Raw genomic sequence first — 21,423 nt, forward strand, 5'->3', positions numbered from 1 at the left:
GGCCGGTCTGGCCGGCACGAGGCTGCCTGTCTAGGGCTGCGCGCGCGGTCGGTCGGTGGGAGCGTCGGCACCGGCAAAGAGGCCCGTCGCCGGTGAGGGCGGGGGCCCGAGGCCGGTGGCCAGCGACCTGATCAGCTGGTTACTTGATCAGGTAGATGGTCGCGAACAGGCCGATCCACACGACGTCGACGAAGTGCCAGTAGTACGACACCACGATCGCGGCGGTGGCCTGCTCGTGCGTGAAGCGCTTGGCTGCGTACGTCCGTCCCAGGACCAGCAGGAAGGCGATCAGACCACCCGTCACGTGCATACCGTGGAAGCCGGTGGTGAGGTAGAACACCGTGCCGTACGGGTCGGAGGACAGCGAGAGGCCGTCCTTCTTGACCAGCTCGGTGTACTCGAAGATCTGGCCGCCGATGAAGATCGCGCCCATCACGAAGGTGATGACGAACCACGACCGGAGCTTCTTCACGTCCCCGCGCTCGGCAGCGAACACGCCGAGCTGGCAGGTGAGCGAGGAGAGCACGAGGATCGTGGTGTTGACCGAGGAGAAGGGCACGTTGAGGGCGTGCGCCTTCTCGCTCCAGAACTCGGCTCCCTTGACGGAGCGGAGCGTGAAGTACATCGCGAAGAGGGCCGCGAAGAACATCAACTCGGAACTGAGCCAGACGATCGTTCCGACGCTGACCATGTTCGGCCGGTTGACCGATCCGTGCGCGTGCCCGGTTTCTACTGCTGTTGCTGTCGCCACGACGGACATTATGTCGGTCCCTTATTCCGTCTTCACGCCGGGGGGTGTCCCTCGGAGTGTCCGGTGCGTGCGGTATGCCCCAGTGGGACCCGACGGAGCGTCCGGACGGGGGCTGAGCAGCGGCGTGTCCCTTTTCTGACGGTTCTTCGAAGGCCCCTTCGACCCCCTTGCCCAGCGTGTCGCTGCACGCCCGCGCGGCCCGCGGGGAGTAAGGGGAGTGGCCGTTCTGTCGGCCGTACGGGTGGACTGCACCGTCGAGGGTGACGCGCCGTCCTCCGGGCGGGTGAGTCGTGGGCGCGGCGGCTTGAGATGGATCTCGCGGGAGCGGCTCGGCGGCCGGTGATCGGGAGTAGCATCCGGGTTGAGGCGAACGTGGTCCGGATCACACTTTGAGGGAGCAGGGCCCATGGCGTACACGACCGACGAGACGCTGACCGTTCTCGTCTACAGCCACGACCGCAACACCCGCGAGCAGGTGCGGACGGCGCTCGGCCGCCGGCCGGCAGCGGACCTGCCGGAGCTGTCCTACCTGGAGTGCGCGACGACCCCCGCGGTGCTGAAGGCACTGGAGAAGGGGGGCGTGGACCTCTGCGTGCTCGACGGCGAGGCGGTACCGGCCGGCGGGCTGGGGCTCGGACGGCAGCTGAAGGACGAGATCTACGGCTGCCCGCCCGTGCTGGTGCTGATCGGCCGGCCGCAGGACTCCTGGCTGGCCGCCTGGAGCCGGGCCGACGCGGCGATCTCCCAGCCGGTGGACCCGGTGGCGCTGGCCGAGGCCGCCGCCACCCTGCTCCGGGCCCGGCTGGCGAAGCGGACGCCGGCCACCCGTTAGAGGAGGCGCATCTCAGCAGGAGAGAAGAAGGGTCGCGGCGGGACGGTGGCGTCCCGCCGCTCGATAGGCTGACTCCAACCCTACGGAGATCCCTTTCCGGGAACCGACGAGAGCTGGAGTCAGCCATGGTGAACGTGAACCCTGCGAACGGCGGCAAGGACCCCGTGCAGGTGGTCCGCACCTGGCCGGACATCCTGTCGGCGCTGTTGCGGGGCGAGGACCTGGGCCAGGCGGACACCGCGTGGGCGATGGACCGGATCATGAGCGGCGAGGCCTCCCCGGCCCAGGTGGCGGGCTTCATGGTGGCGCTGCGGGCCAAGGGCGAGACGGTCGGGGAGATCGCCGGCCTGGTGGACTCGATGTACGCGCACGCCGAGCCGCTCTCCATCCCCGGCCCGGCGGTGGACGTCGTCGGCACCGGCGGCGACCGCGCCAGGACCGTCAACATCTCGACCATGTCGGCGATCGTGGCGGCGGCGGCCGGCGCCAAGGTGGTCAAGCACGGCAACCGGGCCGCCTCCTCGGCGAGCGGCTCCTCGGACGTGCTGGAGAAGCTGGGCATCGCCCTCGACCTCTCCGCCCGGCGGGTCGCCGAGGTGGCCGAGGAGATCGGGCTCACCTTCTGCTCCGCCGCCATGTTCCACCCGTCGATGCGGCACGCCGCCACGGCCCGGCGCGACCTCGGGGTGCCGACGGCGTTCAACATCCTGGGCCCGCTGACCAACCCGGCCAAGGTGACGGCCCACGCGATCGGCTGCTTCGACACCAGGCTGGCCGGGCTGATCGCCGGGGTGCTGGCCCGGCGCGGCTCCAGCGCGCTGGTCTTCCGCGGCGACGACGGCCTGGACGAGCTGACCATCACCACCACCTCGCGGGTCTGGATCGTGCGCGGCGGCGAGGTCGGCGAGACCACCTTCGACCCGCGCGAGGTCGGCATCGAGCTGGTCGGCATCGAGGCGCTGCGCGGCGCGGACCCGGCGTACAACGCGGACGTCGCCCGTCGGCTGCTGGCCGGGGAGCGCGGGCCGGTCCGGGACGCCGTCCTGCTGAACACGGCGGCGGCGCTGGTGGCGCTGGACCTCACCGACGCGCCGCTCACCGAGCAGCTGGCCGCGGGCATGGAGCGGGCCGCGGCCGCCATCGACTCGGGCGCCGCACTGGACCTGCTGAACCGCTGGTCGGAGGCCACCAGCAAGGCGTGAGGCGGTGGTTGGGGCCCGTACGGGGGAGTGACCCCCGTGCGGGCCCCTTGTGCTGTCCGGATGGCGGACCTGTGTTTGACCACCCGGCGGACGCGACCTAGAGTCTTCGGCAGGTCATGAGTGACAGCGCAGAGCCCCAGCTTGCTGTCCGGCAACCCTCCGTCCGTGGCGGGGTGCCCTGGGTGAGGACCGGGTCCCGCGGCAATCCGTCCGCGTGACAAGCGCGGACGCCGGCTGACACGTACTCCCGGGGTCCTGACCCCCGAAGGAGTGCATCCTCATGTCCGTTGCCACCGAACTCTGCGCCCCCCTCGCCGTCCTGGGCCACGACGTCCAGGTCCCGCTGGCCAGCGGCGAGAAGGTCGGGTACGCGGCGCTCGACTACGCCGCCAGCTCCCCGGCGCTCCAGCGGGTCTGGGACGACGTCGCCGCCTACGCCCCCTACTACGGCAGCGTGCACCGCGGCGCCGGCTACCTGTCGCAGCTCTCCACCGACCTGTTCGAGCAGAGCCGCCGTACCGTCGCCGACTTCCTCGGCCTGCGCGAGGGCGACCAGGTGGTCTTCACCCGGGCCACCACCGACTCGCTGAACCTGCTGGCCGGCGCCGTCCCGGCCGGCACCCGGGTCTTCGCGTTCGAGACCGAGCACCACGCCTCGCTGCTGCCCTGGGCCCACGCCGGACTGGACGTCACCTACCTGCGCGCGCCGCGCTCGCGGGCCGAGGCGGTCGCCGCCCTGGACGCCGCGCTGGCCGAGGCCCCCGAGGGCCCCAAGCTGCTCTGCGTCACCGGCGCCTCCAACGTCACCGGCGAGCTCTGGCCGGTCGCCGAGCTGACCGGGACCGCGCACCGGTACGGCGCCCGGGTGGTGCTGGACGCCGCACAGCTCGCCCCGCACCACCGGGTCTCGGTGCGCGAGCTGGACGTGGACTGGATCGCCTTCTCCGGCCACAAGATCTACGCGCCGTTCGGCGCCGGAGTGCTGGCCGGCCGCGCCGACTGGCTGGACGCGGCCGAGCCCTACCTGGCCGGCGGCGGCGCCACCCGTACGGTGGCCCGGGAGGCCGACGGTTCGGTGGCCGTCCAGTGGCACACCGGCCCGGCCCGGCACGAGGCCGGCTCGCCGAACGTGATCGGCGCCTACGCCATCGCCTCGGCCTGCCGGGCGCTCACCGAGGCCGGCTTCGACGCGCTGGAGGCCCGCGAGCAGCAGCTGATCGCCCGACTGCAGGCCGGCCTGGCGGAGGTCCCGCAGGTCAAGGTGCTCAACCTGTTCGGTGCCGACTCGGCCCGGGTGGGCGTGCTCTCCTTCGTCGTCCAGGGCTGGAACAGCTCGCACTTCTCGGCCGCGCTCTCCGCCGAGTACGGCATCGGGGTGCGCGACGGCCTGTTCTGCGCGCACCCGCTGGTGCGCACGCTGCTCGGCGACGAGGAGGTGGCACCGTCCGAGTGCGGCGCGCCGGAGCCGTCGCTGCCGGGCGAGCGGAGCCTGAACGCGATCCGGGTCAGCTTCGGCGCCGGTACCCCGGACGAGCACATCGAGCGCTTCCTGACCGCCGTCCGCGAGCTGGTCACGGACGGCGCGGCCTGGAACTACCGCAACGAGGGCGGCCGCTGCGTCGTCGACACGCGGCGGGAGGGCTGAACCCTACTCGTCGAGGCCGAGGGCGAAGGCGGCCTCCAGGTCGTGCTGGGAGTAGGTGCGGAAGGCGATCTGGGTCTCGGTGTGGGCCACGCCCGGGACCTTGTTCAGCCGGCCGGGGATCACGTCGGCCAGGTCGTCGTGCCGGCGCACCCGCACCATCGCCACCAGGTCGTAGCCGCCGGTGACCGAGTAGACCTCACTGACGCCCTCGATGGCCGCGATCGCCTCGGCGATCTCCGGGATGCGGTCGACGCTGGTCTTGATCAGGACGATGGCGGTGATCACTGTTCGGGCTCCTTTGTGAGGTGCGGCCAGCGTATCGGGCGTCAGCCGGACCGTCGCGAGGGGCGGGTGGCCAGCGTGCAGGCGTACAGGAAGCCGGCCGAGAAGCCGATCACGTGCACGAGGTAGGCCACCCCGGGCCCGGCCGAGTGCACCGACCACCACTGCAGGGCGAACCAGAGCCCGAGCACCAGCCAGGCCGGGAACCGCAGCGGCAGGAAGAGCAGCAGCGGTACCAGCGTGGTGACGCGGGAGCGCGGGTGCAGCCGCAGGTAGGCGCCGAGGACGGCCGAGATCGCCCCCGAGGCGCCGATCAGCACCCGGGTCGAGTCCGGCGAGTGCGCCTCGGCCAGCGCGAAGCCGTAGGTGGCGAGCGAGCCGGCGGCCAGATAGAAGAGGGCGAAGCGGGCCCGGCCGAGCCGTTCCTCGACGGTGGGGCCGAAGACATGGAGGAAGAGCAGGTTGCCCAGCAGGTGCAGCCAGCCGGCGTGCAGGAAGAGCGCGCTGAGCACCGAGAGCGCCGGGTGCTTGCCGGGGGTCGGCCGGGCCGGGCAGCCGGGCACCGGGTCGGGGGCCTCGGCGAGCTGTTCGGCGGTCAGCGGGTGGCCGGCCAGCAGTTCGGCCGGGACGGCGCCCCAGCGTTGCTCGTACCGCTGCTCCGCGCAGACCCGGTCCTGGTCGCGCCCGTACAGCGGGTTGAGCCCGGCGGCCGGGCCGAGCAGGAAGACCAGCGTGTTGAGCGCGATCAGCGCGTAGCTGACGGCCGGGACGGGCGCGGCCGGGCGGTCGCCGCGCGCACCGGTGTGGTCGAGGACCGGGATCGCCATGCGGCCAAGCATCCCTCCGCCCGGCGCGGGCGGCACCGGGCTTACGGCAGGTGGGCTAGGGCGTCCGATCGCTGTGACCGGTGGTCGGGACGGTTGCCTCAGGCAATAGGCTTGGGGCGGGCATTCCCGCCTCCCGCCGCCGATGCCGGGGCTCCGGGGGGAGCGCCTGAGCCCACCCAGGGACCACCCGAGAGGACCCCCGATGACCGTCCCCGCCCTGACCGCCGAGACGCGTTGGCGCTGCACCCTGTGCGGCAACCTGACCCGCTTCGACGTGACCCGTTCTGCCCGGGTGACCGAGTTCCTCCACTTCGACCTGGCCGGCGAGTCCAAGGTGGAGGAGACCGAGGTGCTCAGCGAGACCATCGAGTCGGTGCGCTGCCGCTGGTGCAACGCGGTGGACCAGGTCGAGCTGGTGGCCCGCCCCGGGGCCGAGGACGCCGAGGCTGCCGAGGCCGCCGAGCAGGGTTGATGCCCGGCCCGTGCGGTGGGCGGCGGTGCGGGGCACGGCCGCCCACGGCACGGGACAATACAGACAGAACGCACGGAGCGTGACGACGAGGACGGCCGCCGTCGGCCGTACCGCTGGACCAGGAGATCGGAGCCGAGGACGTGGTGGACGCAGCGAACGAGCCCGCCGGGCCGCAGGGGCGGCAGCCCGCTGTGGACGCGCAGGCGCCGGACGCGGCCGAGGCAGCCCCGTCCGCGCCCGCCCCGGCAGGAGACCCGGTGCCGGACGGGACGGCCGGCACCGAGGAGTCCGGCGGTGACGAGCCGGCGGCAGACCGCGCCGACGGGACGGCAGCGGGGACGGCCGCCGAGAACGCCGCCGAGCGGGCGCCCGAGAAGCTCGACCGGCCGCTGCCCGAGGGCGTACGCCGCCGGGTGGTCGGCCTCGCCGCGGACGCGCTCGGCGGGCTGCCGCCGGGCGAGCTGCCTCAGACGCTGCGCCAGTACGCCAAGTTCACCCCGGCCCGGCGGGCCAAGTACGCGGCCACCGCGCTGGCCGCCGCGCTGGAGTCCGAGCCGGCCTTCCGGGTACGGATAGCGGAGCGGCTGCGGCTGGGCCAGCCCGATCTGGTCAAGGCGCTGGAGTCCGGCAGCGTGCCCGGGGCCGCCGATCCGATGGACGTCGCGGCGGCCGCCTATCTGGTGCGTTCGGCGGGCTGGAGCCGGCTGGTCTCCGAGGCCGGCGAGGAGGCGGAGCGGGCCGGCGCCGAGGGCGCGGCCGCCGAGGCGGCGCGGCTGGTGGAGAAGCTGCAGGCGGAGCTGGCCGAGGTGCGCTCCGCGGCCCGGTCCGATCTGGACCGGCAGCGGACCGAGTCCGAGGACGTCCGCAAGGAGGCCGACTCGCTGCGCCGGAAGGTGCGGTCGCTGGAGAGCGACACCCGCCGGGCGCAGGCCGAGACCCGCCGGCTCACCGCCGAACTGGAGGCGCTGAAGGCGCAGTCGGGCGCCGAGCGCAGCGCGGCCGAGAGCGAGGCGCGTCGGCTGCGGCACCGGATCTCCGAGCTGGAGACCGCCGCCGAGCAGGGCCGCCGGTCGGCCCGCGAGGGGCGCAGCGTCGAGGACATGCGGTTGCGGTTGCTGCTGGACACCGTGCTGCAGTCGGCGCAGGGCCTCCAGCGGGAGCTGGCCCTGCCGGTCTCCCAGATTCGGCCGGCCGACCTGGTGGAGGCGGTGGTGCCGGGTTCGGCCTCGCCGCACGACGTGGCCCGGCGCGGGCTGGCCGAGGACGATCCGGCGCTGCTGGACCAGCTGCTGGCGATCCCGCAGGTCCATCTGGTGGTGGACGGCTACAACGTGACCAAGACCGGCTATCCGACGCTGCCGCTGGAGCAGCAGCGGATCCGGCTGCTGGGCGGGCTGGCGATGCTGGCGCAGCGCACCCAGGCGGAGGTCACCTGTGTGTTCGACGGGCAGGACCTCGACGTGCCGGTGATCATGGCGCCGCCGCGCGGGGTCCGGGTGCGGTTCAGTCGGACCGGGGAGACGGCGGACGAGCTGATCAGACGCCTGGTGCGGGCCGAGCCGCAGGGCCGGCCGGTGGTGGTGGTCTCCACCGACCGGGAGGTTGCGGAGGGCGTGCGGAAGGCGGGCGCGCGCCCCGTCGCCTCGGTGCTGCTGCTGAACCGGCTGGCCCGGCCGTAGGCTGTCCGGGCCCCGCCGGGACGGGGGTGACGCCTGGTCAGCGTCCGGATTGCGGTGCTTTGGGGATCTCGTGAAGTCATGGTGACGAGCCGGGCTTCACGCCAACGGGGGAGTGGCGCAAAGCCTGGATCTTCACTAGGGTCTGGCGTCAAACCTATTTTCCGGATTCTCACTCGATCGGGTGAGTCCGTAAAAAGAAGGAGCCGGTCCCTTGGCCTCGCACCGCCGTCCCAAGCAGCCGAGCCGCGCGCGGGTCTCCGTGCTCACCGCTGCAGCGGCGACCGCGGTCGCCCTCTCCGCCCAGGTCGCCGCCCATGCCGCGCCGAGCCCGTCCCCCAAGAAGGAGGACGTGAAGGCGCAGATCGACCAGCTCCAGGAAGAGGCGGAGCAGGCGACCGAGAAGTACAACGGCGCCAAGGAGCGGGCCGACCAGCTCCGCAAGCAGGCCGACCAGCTCCAGGACCAGGTGGCGCGCGGTCAGGACCAGATGACCCAGCTTCAGGGCGGGCTGGCCGCGGTGGCCGGCGAGCAGTACCGCACCGGCGGCATCGACCCGTCCGTGCAGCTGATGCTCTCCTCCGACCCGTCCGGCTACCTGGACAAGGCCTCCAGCGTGCAGCAGGCCAGCTCCAGCCAGACCGAGGCGCTCAAGGGCCTCCAGGACCAGCAGCGCCGGCTGGACCAGCAGAAGACCGAGGCCGCCGCGATCCTCGCCTCGCTGGACACCACGACCAAGGACCTGAACCAGTCCAAGGCCGACGTCAACCAGAAGCTCAAGGCCGCCCAGGACCTGATGAACTCGCTCAGCGCCTCCGAGCGGGCCGCGCTGAAGGCCGCCCAGCAGCAGGACGACCGGGCCTCGCGTGACAGCGCCCGGGCAGACCTCGGCAGCCTGCCGCAGGCCGGCGGCTACGCCGGGGCGGCCGTCTCCAACGCGATGAGCAAGCAGGGCTCGCCGTACATCTGGGGCGCCACCGGCCCGAGCACCTTCGACTGCTCCGGCCTGATGGTCTGGGCGTACGGGAAGGCCGGCGTCTCGCTGCCGCGCACCTCGCAGGCGCAGGGCAACGTCGGCACCCGGGTGCCCTCGCTGGCCGAGGCCCAGCCGGGCGACCTGATCATCTACCGCGACGACCGCAGCCATGTCGCGATGTACATCGGCAACGGCATGGTGGTGCACGCCCCGCACACCGGCGACGTGGTGAAGGTGATGAAGGCCGACGCGATGAAGATCAACACCATCCGCCGGGTCTGACGGACCGACACGCCCACGGGCCGCGATACGGCCCTGTGATCCGCGCCACCTCCGGTCGGGGGTGGCGTCGGCGTTCCCGACCGCATGGTGATAAATGATCAGCTCCGCGTACGGCGCTGGTCACACCCGGTCATATTCACAAATGAACTTGGGTATTCTTCCGTCTTTTTTCTGACAAGGATTTGAACGGATCACGGTTCTGTTACTAGGGTCGTGACTCGAACCACCGCACAGTCGATCACCCAGCCTGGGTGGCGGCGGGGGTTTACCGCCGAGTTCGTGAAGCAGCGGGACGGGTCGCAGGACCGGTCCGACGGGGAGCCCAGCAGTCGGGGGCGCTGTGGAGCGGAGCCGGGGAACCACGTTCCTCGGGGTGAATCGGCGCCAGGTCGGCCGCTGGAACGGCCGGTGAGGCGTCGTAGGGCACGCTTCCGGCCCGAACCCGTCAGCTCACCCGGTAGGCGGGCGTTGGAAGAAGGAGTCCGCCTTCGTGGCGTCCCATCGTCGTCCCAAGCCTGCCGGCCGCGCCCGGGTCTCGATCCTGACCGGTGTCGCCGCCGCGGCCGTCGCCCTCTCCGCACAGTCCGGCGCCCACGCCGACCCGACGCCGACCAAGGACCAGGTCAAGGAGCAGGTCGACCAGCTCAACGAGCAGGCCGAGCAGGCGACCGAGAAGTTCAACGGCGCCCAGGCCAAGCAGCAGGAGCTGCAGAAGCAGGTCGGTGAGCTGCAGGACAAGGTGGCCCGTCAGCAGGCCTCGGTGACCGAGGCCCAGGGCGGCCTCGCCGAGATCGCCGGCGAGCAGTACCGCACCGGCGGCATATCGTCGACCGTGCAGCTGATGCTCTCGTCCAGCCCGGACAACTTCCTGAACCAGGCCGGTGCGCTGACCCAGGCCAGCAGCACCCAGTCCGGCGCGCTGAAGGAGCTCCAGGAGCAGCAGCGCAAGCTCGACCAGGACCGCAACGAGGCCCAGGCCAAGCTCGGCGAGCTGGAGACCACCACCCAGCAGCTGAAGGCCTCCAAGGAAGAGGTCCAGGGCAAGCTGGCCAAGGCCCAGGACCTGCTCAACACGCTGACCGAGCAGGAGCGCCAGGCGATGCGCGCGGCCGAGGAGAAGGCCGCCGCCGAGGCGAAGGCGAAGGCGGACGCCGCCAAGGCCGAGGCCAAGGCCAAGGCGGACGCCGACCGTGCATCCCGCGACAACACCCGCAGCGACCTCGGCGCGTCGTCCTCGACGCCGGCCGCCGCCAAGCCCGCCGCGCCGTCCGCGCCCGCCGCCAACGGCTCGCGCGCCTCCGCCGCGATCGCCGCCGCCGAGAGCAAGCTCGGTTCGCCGTACGTCTACGGCGCCACCGGCCCGAGCTCCTTCGACTGCTCCGGCCTCACCGGCTGGGCCTACGCGCAGGCGGGCGTGTCGCTGCCGCGCACCTCGCAGCAGCAGGCCGGTTACGGGACCAACGTGGGCACCAACATCGCCAACGCCCAGCCCGGCGACCTGATCATCTACCGCGCGGACGCCAGCCACGTCGCCCTGTACGTGGGCGGCGGGCAGGTCATCCACGCGCCGAAGCCCGGCGCGGTGGTCCGGTACGAGACCGCCACCATGCTGCCGATCTCCGCCATCGTGCGCGTCTGATCCGCATCAGCCCCAGTGGGCCCGGTCTCCCCTCGTGGGAGGCCGGGCCTGCGGCTTTTCCGGCGGCTCGGGCAGATGTCCGATTGAGGGTCAAATATTCGGGTTGGGAGGGGTTTGGACTCGATCGCCCGGACTCGCTAACGTCTGCCACCGGACTCCCGCTCACGAGCCGCCCGCCCCCGGTGCGGCGGCGGGGCCGGGCCGCAGGATTGGAGCCACCGTCGCATGGCCGTGCACCGCCGTTCCCCGCTGTCAGGAGCGCACGCGCTCGCCCGCGCGCTGGTGCTGACAGCGGCGGCCACCACCGTGCTCGGCCTGGCCGGTGGCGGCACCGCCCAGGCCACGCCGGGCTCGCCGGACACGCCCTCCAGCCGCAAGGACGTCAAGGCACAGGTCGAGCAGCTCTACGACGAGGCCGAGCAGGCCTCGGAGAAGTACAACGCGGCGCTCGACGCCCAGCAGCGGCTCCAGCACGAGACCGGCACCCTCCAGCAGCAGGTCGCCGTCGCCCAGGACGAGCTCAACCAGCTGCGCGGCGACCTCGCCACCGTGGCCGGCGCCGAGTACCGCGGCGGCGGCATGGCGCAGACCGTCCAGCTGATGCTCTCCACCGACCCCGAGGGCTACCTCTCCAGGGCCCGCAGCCTGGACCAGGAGGCCGAGCGGCAGAACGAGACGCTGCACGAGGTGGTGGGCCGTCAGCGCCGGCTCGACCAGCGCCGCGCCGAGACCTCCGTCAAGCTCGCCGAGCTGGACCAGAGCCGCCGCACCCTGGCCGAGAGCAAACAGCAGATCCAGCAGCGGCTGGCCGAGGCGCAGAAACTGCTCAACAGCCTGGGTGCCGGCGAACGGGCCCGGATGGCCGCCCAGGACGCCCGCGAGGCCGAGCAGCGCGCCACCCGCGGCACCGACCGGCTCGACCTGGGCACCGCCCCGCCCGCCTCCGAACGCGGCGCCGCCGCGCTGGCCGCGGCCGTGAAGATGATCGGCTCGCCCTATGCGTACGGATCCACCGGGCCCCGCGCGTTCGACTGTTCCGGTCTGATGTACTGGAGCTGGCGGCAGGCCGGAGTGACCCTGCCGCGCACCTCGCAGGCCCAGGCGTACGCCGGCCAGCGGGTCGGCATCTCCGAGGCGCGACCGGGAGACCTGGTGATCTTCTACCGGGACATGCACCACGTCGGCATGTACGCCGGCGGCGGGGTGATCGTGCATGCCCCGTACCCGGGCGCCAAGGTCCGGTACGAGAGCGTCAACGCGATGCCCGTCGCGGGGGTGATCCGGCTCTGAGCCGGCCCGGGCCGACACCTCCTCCCACCGCTGCCGGGGCACGCCGCTGCACGCTGTCCCGGCGCGGTGCGCTGCTGCTCGCCGCCGGCGGGCTGGCCCAGCTCTCGCTGCCCGGGGCCGCCCCGGCGGCGCCCGCGCGGGCGGCGGGGGACCACCGTGCGGAGGTGACGGCACTGCTGGCCGAACGGGCCCGGGCCCTGGCCGCCGGGCCGCCCGCGCTGCCGCTCGCCGAGGCGGGCTACCGGAACCTCGTACTCGGCCCGGCCGGCGCGCCGGACCGGCTGAGCGCCACCGCCGAGCTGGCCGTCCGGGTGGCCGGGTACGACGAGTACCCCGTGGTGTACCCGCGCCGGCTCGCGCTGCTGCGCACCGCCGGCGGCTGGCGGGTCGAGCGGGAGGAGAGCGCGGGGGGCCCGCCGCCGTTCTGGGACTTCGGCACCGTCGCGCCCGCCCGTGGTGAGCACGCCCTGGTGCTCGGCCTGGCGGGCGGACCGGACCCGGCCGGGCTCGCCGCCGTGGCCGACCGGGCCGTCGCTGCCGTCGGCGCGCTCTGGGGCACCGGCTGGGCGGGCCGGCTGCTGCTGGAACTGCCCGCCACCGAGGCGCAGTTCGCCCGGCTGCTGGAGGCCGACCCGGCCGCCTGGACCGGTATGGCGGCCGTCACCACCGCGGCGCCCGGCGCGCCCTGGCACACCCCGGCCGACCGGGTGCTGGTCAACCCCGAGGCGTACGGCGGGCTCAGCGACTTCGGCCGCCAGGTGGTGATCACCCACGAGGCCACGCACGTGGCGACCCGGGCCGACACCCGCGCCTGGACGCCGCTCTGGCTCTCCGAGGGCGTCGCCGACTGGACGGGCTACCGGGGCTCCGGCCGCTCCCCGCAGCAGATCGCTCCCGAGCTGGCCCGTGACGTCGCCGCCGGGAAGCTGCCCACGGCGCTGCCCGCCGACCAGGACTTCGCCGCCGGGTCGGCCGGCATCGCCCAGGCCTACGAGCAGTCCTGGCTGGCCTGTGAGCTGATCGCCCGCCGTCACGGGCCCGAGCGGCTGGTCGCCCTCTACCGCGCGGTCGGCGCTGCGGGCCAGGGGGACGGCCGGGAGCAGCGGCTGGACCGCGTGCTCCGGGCCGAACTGGGACTCGGACTGGCTGAGTTCACCGGCCTCTGGCTCGCCGAGGTCCGGCGGCTCAAGGCCGTCGGAAACGCCTAGCGCCGCTCGCCGGCCCTCGGCCGGCCGATGCCGTCCAGCAGGTCCTGCTCGTACGCGATACCCGGTCGCACCGGGTAGGCGGAGGCGGGCTCCGGGTGGGCCAGCACCACGGTGGGCGGCAGCTGCTCGGAGCCGCGGGTGGAGCGCCAGAGCCGGATGCAGGAGAGCACGGCGGCGGCCACCAGCAGCAGGTTGCGCAGGGTGAGCCAGGTGATCGCCCACGGCTCGCTGCCGACCACCTCGCTGAACATCAGCGGGAACTCCACCAGGGTCAGCGGCGTCGCGGCCAGGATCAGCAGCGCCACCGGCCGCTGGCTGCTGCCGCGTACGGTCAGGCAGACCGCGGCCACGCCGACCAGCCAGACCAGGTACTGCGGGCTGATCACCCGGCTGGTCACGGTGAAGATCAGCAGCGCGGTCAGCGCCGCGTCGTACATGGTGGCGGCGTTGCGGCGCTTCGCGGTGAAGCGCCAGAGCACCAGCCAGGCGAAGCCCAGCAGGGTGCCGGCCATCATCACCTTGCCGACCACGTTGACCCACGGCCCGAGCATCTCCACCGAGCCGTAGTTCATCATCACCTTGCCGTCCCAGGCCCCGGCGATCCGGGCGAAGTGCAGCGGCAGCGCGCCCACCGACTCCACCTCGACGCCGCGGTCCTTCTGGAACGTCAGGAACTCGAACGCGCCGTTCATGCCGGCCGCGAGCAGGAAGCCCACCGAGACGGCGGTGGCCGCCGCGGCCGTCCAGGCACGGCGGGTGCGCCGGCCGGACGGGGTGCCGATCAGGCCGAGCAGCGGCCAGATCTTGATGATCCCGCCCAGGCCCAGCAGCAGTCCGCCGATCGCCGGGCGGCGGATCAGCGCCAGCAGGCCGGCCACCGCGATCGCGGTGACGATGACGTCGTACCGGTTGTAGATCATCGGGCCGAGCAGCGGGACGCCGGCCACCCAGACCCAGGCGCCGGTCAGCGCCCGGCCCTTGCGCAGCCCGGTCCGCACCAGCAAGGCCATGGCGGCCGCGTCCGCGATCCCGCAGATCACCCAGAAGGAGACCAGGTACGACCAGGGCAGCAGCCCCGGCAGCATGATCACCAGGGCGGCGCCGGGCGGGTACTGCCAGGTGACGTCGTCCAGCGGGAAGGTGCCGGTCTGCAGGACGCCGTACCAGCCGTGGTAGATCAGCCAGACGTCGGTGGTGACGTCCCCGCCGGCCATCCGCAGCACGCCGGTCACCAGCAGCAGCAGCAGCGTCCGGGTGGCCAGCCAGCTCCCGCCGAGCGCACAGAGCGCCCCGGCACGCCCGGCGGGGCGGGCGGGGGCCTGGACGGGCTCCTGGCGGACGGCCAGCGCCGTGCCGGGGTCGTCGGCGCCGCTGGGGTTACCGGACTCGGTGGCCGGGGCCAACTCCACTGCGCTCCCTCGTTCGTCTCGGACGTCCCACCGGAGGCGTCGCGAGACGGACGCCCGGGCGGTCGGTGTCGGGCACTCGCCGTCGTCCGGGCGGGCCCCACCGGCTGCCTAGGTACTAGGACAGACCCGGGGGTGAAACGGTTGCCGTGCACGGTTCCGTTCCCGGCGGGTCATGGTGTTGACCTATCGTACGGATCACCCAGCGGTACACCGAGCACCCCCCGACCGAGCGAGCCGTGGCCTGATGCACAAGACCTTGATCGTCACCAACGACTTCCCGCCGCGACCCGGCGGTATCCAGGCCTTCGTCCACAACATGGCTGTCCGTCAGCCCGCCGGGAGCATCGTGGTGTACGCCTCGACCTGGCGCGACGGCAGCGAGGTCGCCCGGTTCGACGCCGAGCAGCCGTTCCCGGTGATCCGCGACCGGACGAAGGTGATGGTTCCCACACCGCGGGTCACCCGGCGGGCCGCCGAGATCCTGCGGGCCGAGAAGTGCGACTCCGTCTGGTTCGGCGCCGCCGCCCCGCTCGGGCTGATGGCCCCCGCGCTGCGCCGCGCCGGGGCCGGCCGGCTGCTCGGCATGACGCACGGGCACGAGGCCGCCTGGGCCCAGCTCCCGGCGGCGCGGCAGCTGCTGCGCCGGATCGGCGCGGGCACCGACACCCTGACCTACCTCGGCGAGTACACCCGCTCCCGGATCGCCGACGCGGTCGGCCCGGAGGCGGCCGCGCGGATGGTGCAGCTGCCGCCGGGCGTGGACGAGCAGACCTTCCACCCGGAGTCGGGCGGCGCCGAGCTGCGCCGCCGGCTCGGCCTGGCGGACCGGCCGGTGGTGGTCTGCGTCTCCCGGCTGGTGCCGCGCAAGGGCCAGGACACCCTGATCGAGGCGATGCCGCAGATCCTCGCGGACGTGCCGGACGCCGTGCTGCTGATCGTCGGCGGCGGCCCGTACCGGGCGGACCTCGAGAAGCTCGCCGACGCCCGGGGAGTCCGCCCCTCGGTGCGCTTCACCGGCTCGGTGCCGTGGGAGGAGCTGCCCGCGCACTACGGCGCGGGGGATGTCTTCGCGATGCCCTGCCGCACCCGCCGGGGCGGGCTGGACGTCGAGGGCCTGGGCATCGTCTACCTGGAGGCCTCGGCGACCGGCCTGCCGGTGGTGGCCGGGGACTCCGGCGGTGCGCCGGACGCGGTGCTGGAGGGCGAGACCGGCTACGTGGTGCCGGGCGGCTCGCCGGCCGCGGCGGCCGAGCGGATCGTCCGGCTGCTGAACGACGAGGAGCTGCGCCGGCGGATGGGCGAGGCCGGCCGGCGCTGGGTGGACCGCTCCTGGCGGTGGGACCTGCTGGCCGGCCGGCTCACCTCGCTGCTGGCGGGCTGAGCGCAGGCCGAAGGGCCCCGCTTCGGCGGGGCCCTTCGCGTGGTCTCAGCGCTGGTAGATGGCCTCGACGTCGGCTGCGAAGTCCTTCAGCACGACGTTGCGCTTGAGCTTGAGGGAGGGCGTGAGGTGCCCGCTCTCCTCGGAGAAGACGGTGTCCAGCAGGCGGAACTTCTTGACCGCCTCGGCGTGCGAGACGGCCGCGTTGCCGTCGTCCACCGCGGCCTGGAGGGCGGCCAGCAGGTCGGCGTCCTCGCGCAGCTCGGCGACCGTGGCGGTGGCAGGCTTGCCGTTCAGCTCCTTCCACTTGGGGAAGAAGTCCTCGTCGACGGTGACCAGGCAGCCGATGAAGGGCTTGCGGTCGCCGACCACCATCACCTCGCCGATCAGGGCGTGCGCCCGGATCCGGTCCTCGATCACCGCCGGGGCGACGTTCTTGCCGCCCGCGGTGACGATGATCTCCTTCTTCCGGCCGGTGATGGTCAGGTAGCCCTCGTCGTCCAGCGAGCCGATGTCGCCGGTGGCGAACCAGCCGTCCTGCAGGGCGTCCGTGGTGGCCTGCGGGTTGTTCCAGTAGCCGGTGAAGATCTGCGGGCCCTTGAGCAGCACCTCGCCGTCCTCGGCGATCCGCACGGCCGAGCCGGGCAGCGGCTGGCCGACGGTGCCGATCTTCGGCTTGTCGTGCGGGTTGAAGGCGGTGGCCGCGCAGGTCTCGGTCAGGCCGTAGCCCTCCAGGACGGTGAAGCCGATGCCCCGGTAGAAGTGGCCGAGGCGCTCGCCGAGCGGGGCGCCGCCGGAGATCGCGTGGGTGGCCCGGCCGCCGAGGGCGGCACGCAGCTTGCTGTAGACCAGCTTGTCGAAGACGGCGTGCTTGATCCGCAGGCCCAGGCCCGCGCCCCCGCTGTCCAGCGCCCGGCTGTACGCGATCGCGGTGTCGGCGGCCTTGTCGAAGATCTTGCCCTTGCCGTCGGCCTGGGCCTTGGTACGGGCGGTGTTGTAGACCTTCTCGAAGACTCTGGGCACGCCCAGGATCAGCGTCGGGCGGAACGACGCGAGCTCGGCCGTGACGTCCTTGATGTCCGAGACGTGGCCGAGCTTGATGGGGGCGATCGCGGCGGCGATCTCGGCGATCCGGCCGAGCACGTGCGCGAGCGGGAGGAACAGCAGGACGGAGCCCTCGCCGGTCCGGAACAGCGACTCCATGCGGGCCGTCACATTGCCGAGCTCGGCCAGGAAGTTGCCGTGGGTGAGCTGACAGCCCTTGGGGCGGCCGGTGGTGCCCGAGGTGTAGACGATGGTCGCGACCGAGTCGGAGGTCGCCACCGAGCGGCGCTCGTCGATGGTGGCGTCGGAGACGTGCTGCCCCGCCTCGGCCAGCGCGGCCAGGGCGCCGGCCTCGATCTGCCAGGTGTGCTTCAGCTCCGGCAGGCGCTCGCGGACCTGCTCGACCACCTCGGCGTGCCGGCCGGTCTCGGTGAGGACGGCCACCGCGCCGGAGTCGCCGAGGATCCACTCGACCTGCTCGGCGGAGGAGGTCTCGTACACCGGGACGGTGATCGCGCCGGCCGACCAGATCGCGAAGTCCAGCAGCGTCCACTCGTACCGGGTGCGGGACATGATGCCCACCCGGTCGCCGGGCTCGATGCCCGCGGCGATCAGGCCCTTGGCCGCGGCGTGCACCTCGACCAGGAACTGGGTGGCGGTCAACTCCTGCCACTGGCCGTCCACCTTACGACTGAGCACCGCGACGTTCGGGTGCCGCTCGGCGTTCTGGTGCACGAGGTCGGAGAGGTTACCGCCGCTCGGTACCTGGTAGAGGGCCGGAAGGCTGAAGTCGAGCAAGACTGCTCCTCGTTCGCGACGCTGCGGGACGGCAGGACGTTACTGCCCGGTAGGCAGCTTCGACCAGGGGGGTCGGCTCCGGTGTTCGAAGTGTCACACCTTTACCCGGTCCGACCAGGCCGTGACCGGGTCGTTCGAATGGCACCCTACGGCAGCCCCGGGGTGACCGACCGGTAGCCTGCCACGCCGCCGGAGCCCGGGCCCGGCAGCGCGGCGGACCACCGAGCCCTGGACCGGACGGCGCCCCCGGGCGCGATAGCCTGCTCCGGGCGCACCCGACCGAGCAGGCTCGGCCGGGCCGGCAGCAGGGACGACGCGGAGGGCCATTCCATGGCGGAGCACACCAGGTCGAGCATCACCATCGACGCGACCCCGGCGACGGTCATGGCCGTGATCGCCGACTTCGCCGCCTACCCGGCCTGGACCGGCGAGGTCAAGGAGATCGAGGTACTGGAGACCGCCGAGAACGGCCGCGCCGCCCAGGTGCGCCTGCTGCTCGACGCCGGCGCCATCCGCGACGAGCACGTCCTCGCCTACACCTGGGACGACGACCGCGAGGTCAGCTGGACCCTGGTGCGCAGCCAGATGCTCCGCTCGCTGGACGGCTCCTACGCGCTCGCCCCGCTCGACGGCGGCCGGACCGAGGTCACCTACCAGCTCGCCGTCGACGTCAAGATCCCGATGCTCGGCATGATCAAGCGCAAGGCCGAGAAGGTCATCATCGACCGGGCGCTGGCCGGCCTGAAGAAGCGCGTCGAGGGCTGACGCCCGGAAAGCGGGGCAGGACGGCATGACGGCCACACGCACCATCCTGGTCAGCGGCGACGCGGCGGCGCCCATGGTGGCCGCCGCCACCGCTCTGCACGCCGCCCGGCAGGGCCACCGCACCCTGCTGCTGGCCGCCGACGATCCGCACCGCGCCCTGGACACCGTCCTCGGCACCCGGCTGGAGCCCGAACCCGCCGCGTACGCGCCCGGGCTGACCGTGGCCCGGGCCGACGAGCAGGCCGCCTTCCGGCACGCCCTCGGCGAGGTCGGCGGCCGGCTCAAGCCCGCCCTCGACCTGCTCGGCGCCGAGCCGCTCGACCCCGAGGAGCTCACCGCGCTCCCCGGCACCGCCCGGCTCGCCCTGCTGCGCGCCCTGCCCGCCGCCGACGCGGACGTGCTGGTGGTGCTCGCCCCGCCGCCCGCCGAACTGATCGGCACGCTCGCCCTGCCCGAGCAGCTGGAGCGCTACCTGGCCCGGCTCGTGCCCGAGCAGCGCCAGGCCGCGCGGGCGCTGCGCCCGCTGCTGGCCGGCCTCGCCGGCGTACCGATGCCCGCCGACTGGCTGTACGAGACCCGGACCAAGGCGGCCGCCGCGCTCGCCGAGGCCCGCGCCGCGATCACCGCGCCCGGCACCAGCGTCCGCCTGGTCACTTCCGCGGACGGCCACCCCTACGAGGAACTGCGCCGGATCCGCGCCGGGCTGGCCCTGCACGGGCACCGGCCGGACGCCGTCGTGGTGCACGGGGCGCTGCCGGACGCCGCCGCCGACTCGCCCGACCCGTGGCTGGCCGGGCTGGCCCGCCGCCGGCAGGAGGAGCTGGCCGCCCTCGCCGCCGCCGGCGACGTGCCGGTGCTGGTCACCGGCCTCGCCGAGGTCACCCTGGAGGCCGTCGCCGACCGCCTCTACGGCACCGGGCCCGGTCCGGCGCCGCTCGCCCCCGAGCCGTGGTCAGTGGAGGACCGGCTGGCCGAGGACGGCCTGCTGGTCTGGCACCTCGCCCTGCCCGGTGCCGACCGGGCCGACCTGGACCTGGTGCGCCGCGGCGACGAGCTGGTGGTCGGCCTCGGCGCCCACCGGCGGGTGCTCACCCTGCCCTCGGCGCTGCGCCGCTGCACCGTCGCGGGCGCCGGCCTGCACGACGGGGCGCTCGCCGTCCGCTTCGCGCCGGACCCGGCGCTCTGGCCGCGCGGCTGAGACTCCCGGGCGGCTGAGACCCCCGGCCGGCCAAGGGCTCCCGGGCGGCCGGGGGCTTCTGAGCGGCCTCGGGGGTACGGGCCCGGTCCGGTAGCGTCGGTGTCAGTGGCCGCAGGCGCGGCCGGAGCCGAGGAGACGCCCGCGATGACCACCGCCGACGACCGCACCGAGCAGGCCGCCGAGCACCCCTTCGGCCCGGAGCTGGGCCCGCTGGTGGACGAGGTCCGCCGGTTCGCCGGAGCCGTCGGCCAGAAGGCCCAGGAGGCCGGCGCCGAGACCCTGATCTCGCTGGCCGGCCTCGCCGACCGCCTGCGCGAGAAGCAGCCCGACGTGTACGAGCACCTGACCGCCGCGGGCAGCGGGCTGGTCGCGGCCGGCGGCGAGCTGCTGGCCGCCTACCGGGCCGCCGTGGCCGGTCACGAGCACCGCTGGACCGCCGGCGAGAGCGCCCGCAGCGAGCGGATCGACCTCGACACGCCTGACGGGCCGTCCGACAAGCTGTGAAGCCCTGATCCCGAAAGAGTCACCGTTCGGCTGCGCTCTGCGACGGTGCGGGTAAGAATGTACGACTTTTGAAGGGGGTCGGCGAGCTTGGTCGCCGATTGTCTTCGGTTAATGTATGCGACGGTGTATACGGGGGCCGGGTTGGGCGGTACCGTTCCGTCCAGCGGGAACGAGTGAATAGCTGAGGGACACATGGCTCTGACCATCGGCGTCGACGTCGGCGGGACCAAGATCGCGGCAGGCGTGGTCAACGAGGCGGGCGAGATCCTGGCCCGGACCAGGGTGCCCACCCCGGCCGACCCGCAGTGGGCGGTCGACGCCATCGCGCAGGCCGTGCGCGAGCTCAAGGAGCAGTACCCCGACGTGGTCGCGGCCGGCGTCGGTGCCCCCGGCTTCGTCGACCGCAACCGCTCGACGGTGATCTTCGCCCCCAACATCGACTGGGAGGACGAGCCGCTGCGCAGCCGGATCGAGGAGCTCACCGGCCTCGACACCGTGGTCGAGAACGACGCCAACTGCGCCGCCTGGGCCGAGTACCGCTTCGGCGCGGCCGCCGGGCACGAGGACATGGTGCTGATCACCGTCGGCACCGGCATCGGCGGCGGCATCGTCCTGGACGGCCGGATGCACCGCGGCCGGTTCGGCGTGGCCGGCGAGATCGGCCACCTCAACATGGTCCCCGACGGCCTGACCTGCGGCTGCGGCGGCAAGGGCTGCTGGGAGCAGTACGGCTCGGGCCGGGCGCTGCGCCGCTACGGCCGCGAGAAGGCCGCCGCCGACCCGATCCACGGCAAGCGGATGCTGGAGCTCAACGACGGCGTCGCCGAGACCATCCGCGGCATCCACATCACCCAGGCCGCCGAGGAGGGCGACCCGCTCGCCCTGGAGTGCTACGCCGAGCTGGCCGACTGGCTGGGCCGGGGAATGGCCGACCTCGCCGCGCTCTTCGACCCGGGCGTCTTCGTGCTCGGCGGCGGCGTCTCCGACTCCGGCCAACTGCTGCTCGACCCGGTCGCCAAGGCCTTCGAGCACTACCTGACCGGTGGGGTGCACCGCCCGCGCGCCGAGGTGGTGCTCGCCTCGATGGGCTCGGCCGCCGGCATCTCCGGCGCGGCCGACCTGGCCCGCACCGTCTGAGTCCCACCACGCGCCCGCCGACGGCGGGGGGGGGGGGGGGGGGGGGGGGGGGGGGGGGGGGGGGGGGGGGGGGGGGGTGGGGGGGGGCGGGGGGGGGGTGGTTGGCGG

At 73.5% G+C, this 21,423-nt stretch carries 19 protein-coding genes and 2 riboswitches; of the genes, 14 read left to right on the top strand and 5 right to left on the bottom strand.

Going from position 1 to position 21,423, the window contains the following annotated elements:
• Positions 1 to 139: 139 nt before the first annotated feature.
• The gene (ctaE, locus tag ACZ6NC_RS03575; RefSeq protein ID WP_073923280.1) at positions 140 to 760 is read right to left on the bottom strand and encodes an aa3-type cytochrome oxidase subunit III; all 621 of its coding nucleotides are present in this window, start codon (positions 758 to 760) and stop codon (positions 140 to 142) included.
• Between the two features lie 397 nt (positions 761 to 1,157).
• Here ctaE and ACZ6NC_RS03580 point away from each other — a divergent pair, with 397 nt between their 5' ends.
• The 3 genes from ACZ6NC_RS03580 to ACZ6NC_RS03590 all read left to right on the top strand — a co-directional run bounded on the left by ACZ6NC_RS03580 (position 1,158) and on the right by ACZ6NC_RS03590 (position 4,430).
• Entirely contained in the window at positions 1,158 to 1,583 is a 426-nt protein-coding gene (locus tag ACZ6NC_RS03580) for a hypothetical protein (protein WP_465728551.1), read from the top strand.
• A 125-nt stretch (positions 1,584 to 1,708) separates the two neighbouring features.
• On the top strand, positions 1,709 to 2,785 hold the full coding sequence (gene trpD / locus ACZ6NC_RS03585) for an anthranilate phosphoribosyltransferase (protein WP_465728553.1): 1,077 nt from the start codon (positions 1,709 to 1,711) through the stop codon (positions 2,783 to 2,785).
• A 112-nt stretch (positions 2,786 to 2,897) separates the two neighbouring features.
• A riboswitch (SAM riboswitch) is annotated at positions 2,898 to 3,015 on the top strand.
• A 50-nt stretch (positions 3,016 to 3,065) separates the two neighbouring features.
• Positions 3,066 to 4,430: an aminotransferase class V-fold PLP-dependent enzyme gene (locus ACZ6NC_RS03590; RefSeq protein ID WP_465728555.1), complete on the top strand. Its 1,365-nt coding sequence runs from the start codon at positions 3,066 to 3,068 to the stop codon at positions 4,428 to 4,430.
• A gap of 3 nt (positions 4,431 to 4,433) precedes the next feature.
• On the opposite strand, the gene ACZ6NC_RS03595 is transcribed toward ACZ6NC_RS03590, so the two are convergent.
• Positions 4,434 to 4,715 carry an Lrp/AsnC ligand binding domain-containing protein gene (locus ACZ6NC_RS03595; RefSeq protein WP_030060206.1) on the bottom strand — a complete coding sequence of 94 codons (282 nt, stop codon included), beginning with the start codon at positions 4,713 to 4,715 and terminating at the stop codon, positions 4,434 to 4,436.
• Positions 4,716 to 4,756: 41 nt separating this feature from the next.
• Positions 4,757 to 5,539 carry a rhomboid family intramembrane serine protease gene (locus ACZ6NC_RS03600; RefSeq protein WP_465728557.1) on the bottom strand — a complete coding sequence of 261 codons (783 nt, stop codon included), beginning with the start codon at positions 5,537 to 5,539 and terminating at the stop codon, positions 4,757 to 4,759.
• A 202-nt stretch (positions 5,540 to 5,741) separates the two neighbouring features.
• On the opposite strand from ACZ6NC_RS03600, the gene ACZ6NC_RS03605 reads away from it, so the two are divergent.
• The 6 genes from ACZ6NC_RS03605 to ACZ6NC_RS03630 all read left to right on the top strand — a co-directional run bounded on the left by ACZ6NC_RS03605 (position 5,742) and on the right by ACZ6NC_RS03630 (position 13,082).
• Complete coding sequence (locus ACZ6NC_RS03605; protein WP_396319421.1) at positions 5,742 to 6,011, top strand: hypothetical protein; 270 nt, start codon at positions 5,742 to 5,744, stop codon at positions 6,009 to 6,011.
• A gap of 140 nt (positions 6,012 to 6,151) precedes the next feature.
• Positions 6,152 to 7,690 (top strand): NYN domain-containing protein, encoded by a 1,539-nt coding sequence (locus ACZ6NC_RS03610; RefSeq protein ID WP_465728559.1) that lies wholly within the window; start codon positions 6,152 to 6,154, stop codon positions 7,688 to 7,690.
• A 211-nt stretch (positions 7,691 to 7,901) separates the two neighbouring features.
• On the top strand, positions 7,902 to 8,945 hold the full coding sequence (locus ACZ6NC_RS03615) for a C40 family peptidase (RefSeq protein ID WP_465728561.1): 1,044 nt from the start codon (positions 7,902 to 7,904) through the stop codon (positions 8,943 to 8,945).
• 326 nt (positions 8,946 to 9,271) lie between these two features.
• Positions 9,272 to 9,425: riboswitch (cyclic di-AMP (ydaO/yuaA leader) on the top strand.
• 10 nt (positions 9,426 to 9,435) lie between these two features.
• Complete coding sequence (locus ACZ6NC_RS03620; protein ID WP_465728563.1) at positions 9,436 to 10,584, top strand: C40 family peptidase; 1,149 nt, start codon at positions 9,436 to 9,438, stop codon at positions 10,582 to 10,584.
• 225 nt (positions 10,585 to 10,809) lie between these two features.
• The gene (locus ACZ6NC_RS03625; RefSeq protein ID WP_465728565.1) at positions 10,810 to 11,874 is read left to right on the top strand and encodes a C40 family peptidase; all 1,065 of its coding nucleotides are present in this window, start codon (positions 10,810 to 10,812) and stop codon (positions 11,872 to 11,874) included.
• Positions 11,875 to 12,038: 164 nt separating this feature from the next.
• Positions 12,039 to 13,082, top strand: coding sequence for a hypothetical protein (locus ACZ6NC_RS03630; protein WP_465728567.1), 1,044 nt, complete (start codon positions 12,039 to 12,041; stop codon positions 13,080 to 13,082).
• Here ACZ6NC_RS03630 and ACZ6NC_RS03635 read toward each other — a convergent pair.
• Entirely contained in the window at positions 13,079 to 14,491 is a 1,413-nt protein-coding gene (locus ACZ6NC_RS03635; protein ID WP_465728569.1) for a glycosyltransferase 87 family protein, read from the bottom strand. The two genes, ACZ6NC_RS03630 and ACZ6NC_RS03635, sit on opposite strands and share 4 nt — an antisense overlap.
• 244 nt (positions 14,492 to 14,735) lie before the next feature.
• On the opposite strand from ACZ6NC_RS03635, the gene ACZ6NC_RS03640 reads away from it, so the two are divergent.
• Positions 14,736 to 15,872 (top strand): glycosyltransferase family 4 protein, encoded by a 1,137-nt coding sequence (locus ACZ6NC_RS03640; RefSeq protein ID WP_465728571.1) that lies wholly within the window; start codon positions 14,736 to 14,738, stop codon positions 15,870 to 15,872.
• Positions 15,873 to 15,917: 45 nt separating this feature from the next.
• Here ACZ6NC_RS03640 and ACZ6NC_RS03645 read toward each other — a convergent pair whose 3' ends face one another.
• The gene (locus ACZ6NC_RS03645) at positions 15,918 to 17,711 is read right to left on the bottom strand and encodes an AMP-dependent synthetase/ligase (protein ID WP_465728573.1); all 1,794 of its coding nucleotides are present in this window, start codon (positions 17,709 to 17,711) and stop codon (positions 15,918 to 15,920) included.
• 330 nt (positions 17,712 to 18,041) lie between these two features.
• Here ACZ6NC_RS03645 and ACZ6NC_RS03650 point away from each other — a divergent pair, with 330 nt between their 5' ends.
• The 4 genes from ACZ6NC_RS03650 to ACZ6NC_RS03665 all read left to right on the top strand — a co-directional run bounded on the left by ACZ6NC_RS03650 (position 18,042) and on the right by ACZ6NC_RS03665 (position 21,315).
• A complete protein-coding gene (locus tag ACZ6NC_RS03650; protein WP_465728575.1) occupies positions 18,042 to 18,476 on the top strand; it encodes an SRPBCC family protein in 435 nt (144 codons plus the stop codon).
• A 25-nt stretch (positions 18,477 to 18,501) separates the two neighbouring features.
• Entirely contained in the window at positions 18,502 to 19,674 is a 1,173-nt protein-coding gene (locus tag ACZ6NC_RS03655; protein ID WP_465728577.1) for an ArsA family ATPase, read from the top strand.
• A gap of 144 nt (positions 19,675 to 19,818) precedes the next feature.
• On the top strand, positions 19,819 to 20,178 hold the full coding sequence (locus ACZ6NC_RS03660) for a DUF5304 family protein (protein WP_465728579.1): 360 nt from the start codon (positions 19,819 to 19,821) through the stop codon (positions 20,176 to 20,178).
• A gap of 192 nt (positions 20,179 to 20,370) precedes the next feature.
• The gene (locus tag ACZ6NC_RS03665) at positions 20,371 to 21,315 is read left to right on the top strand and encodes an ROK family glucokinase (protein WP_465728581.1); all 945 of its coding nucleotides are present in this window, start codon (positions 20,371 to 20,373) and stop codon (positions 21,313 to 21,315) included.
• Positions 21,316 to 21,423: the final 108 nt, after the last annotated feature.

The organism is Kitasatospora sp. NPDC041988, assembly GCF_055588525.1.

Excerpts from the sequence above, each read along its gene's own strand:
- ACZ6NC_RS03665 (WP_465728581.1), top strand. The coding sequence starts at position 20,371 with ATGGCTCTGACCATCGGCGTCGACGTCGGCGGGACCAAGATCGCGGCA.
- ACZ6NC_RS03580 (WP_465728551.1), top strand. The coding sequence starts at position 1,158 with ATGGCGTACACGACCGACGAGACGCTGACCGTTCTCGTCTACAGCCAC.
- ACZ6NC_RS03590 (WP_465728555.1), top strand. The coding sequence starts at position 3,066 with ATGTCCGTTGCCACCGAACTCTGCGCCCCCCTCGCCGTCCTGGGCCAC.
- ACZ6NC_RS03650 (WP_465728575.1), top strand. The coding sequence starts at position 18,042 with ATGGCGGAGCACACCAGGTCGAGCATCACCATCGACGCGACCCCGGCG.
- ACZ6NC_RS03625 (WP_465728565.1), top strand. The coding sequence starts at position 10,810 with ATGGCCGTGCACCGCCGTTCCCCGCTGTCAGGAGCGCACGCGCTCGCC.
- ACZ6NC_RS03605 (WP_396319421.1), top strand. The coding sequence starts at position 5,742 with ATGACCGTCCCCGCCCTGACCGCCGAGACGCGTTGGCGCTGCACCCTG.
- ACZ6NC_RS03660 (WP_465728579.1), top strand. The coding sequence starts at position 19,819 with ATGACCACCGCCGACGACCGCACCGAGCAGGCCGCCGAGCACCCCTTC.
- trpD (WP_465728553.1), top strand. The coding sequence starts at position 1,709 with ATGGTGAACGTGAACCCTGCGAACGGCGGCAAGGACCCCGTGCAGGTG.
- ACZ6NC_RS03640 (WP_465728571.1), top strand. The coding sequence starts at position 14,736 with ATGCACAAGACCTTGATCGTCACCAACGACTTCCCGCCGCGACCCGGC.
- ACZ6NC_RS03600 (WP_465728557.1), bottom strand. The coding sequence starts at position 5,539 with ATGGCGATCCCGGTCCTCGACCACACCGGTGCGCGCGGCGACCGCCCG.
- ACZ6NC_RS03655 (WP_465728577.1), top strand. The coding sequence starts at position 18,502 with ATGACGGCCACACGCACCATCCTGGTCAGCGGCGACGCGGCGGCGCCC.
- ctaE (WP_073923280.1), bottom strand. The coding sequence starts at position 760 with ATGTCCGTCGTGGCGACAGCAACAGCAGTAGAAACCGGGCACGCGCAC.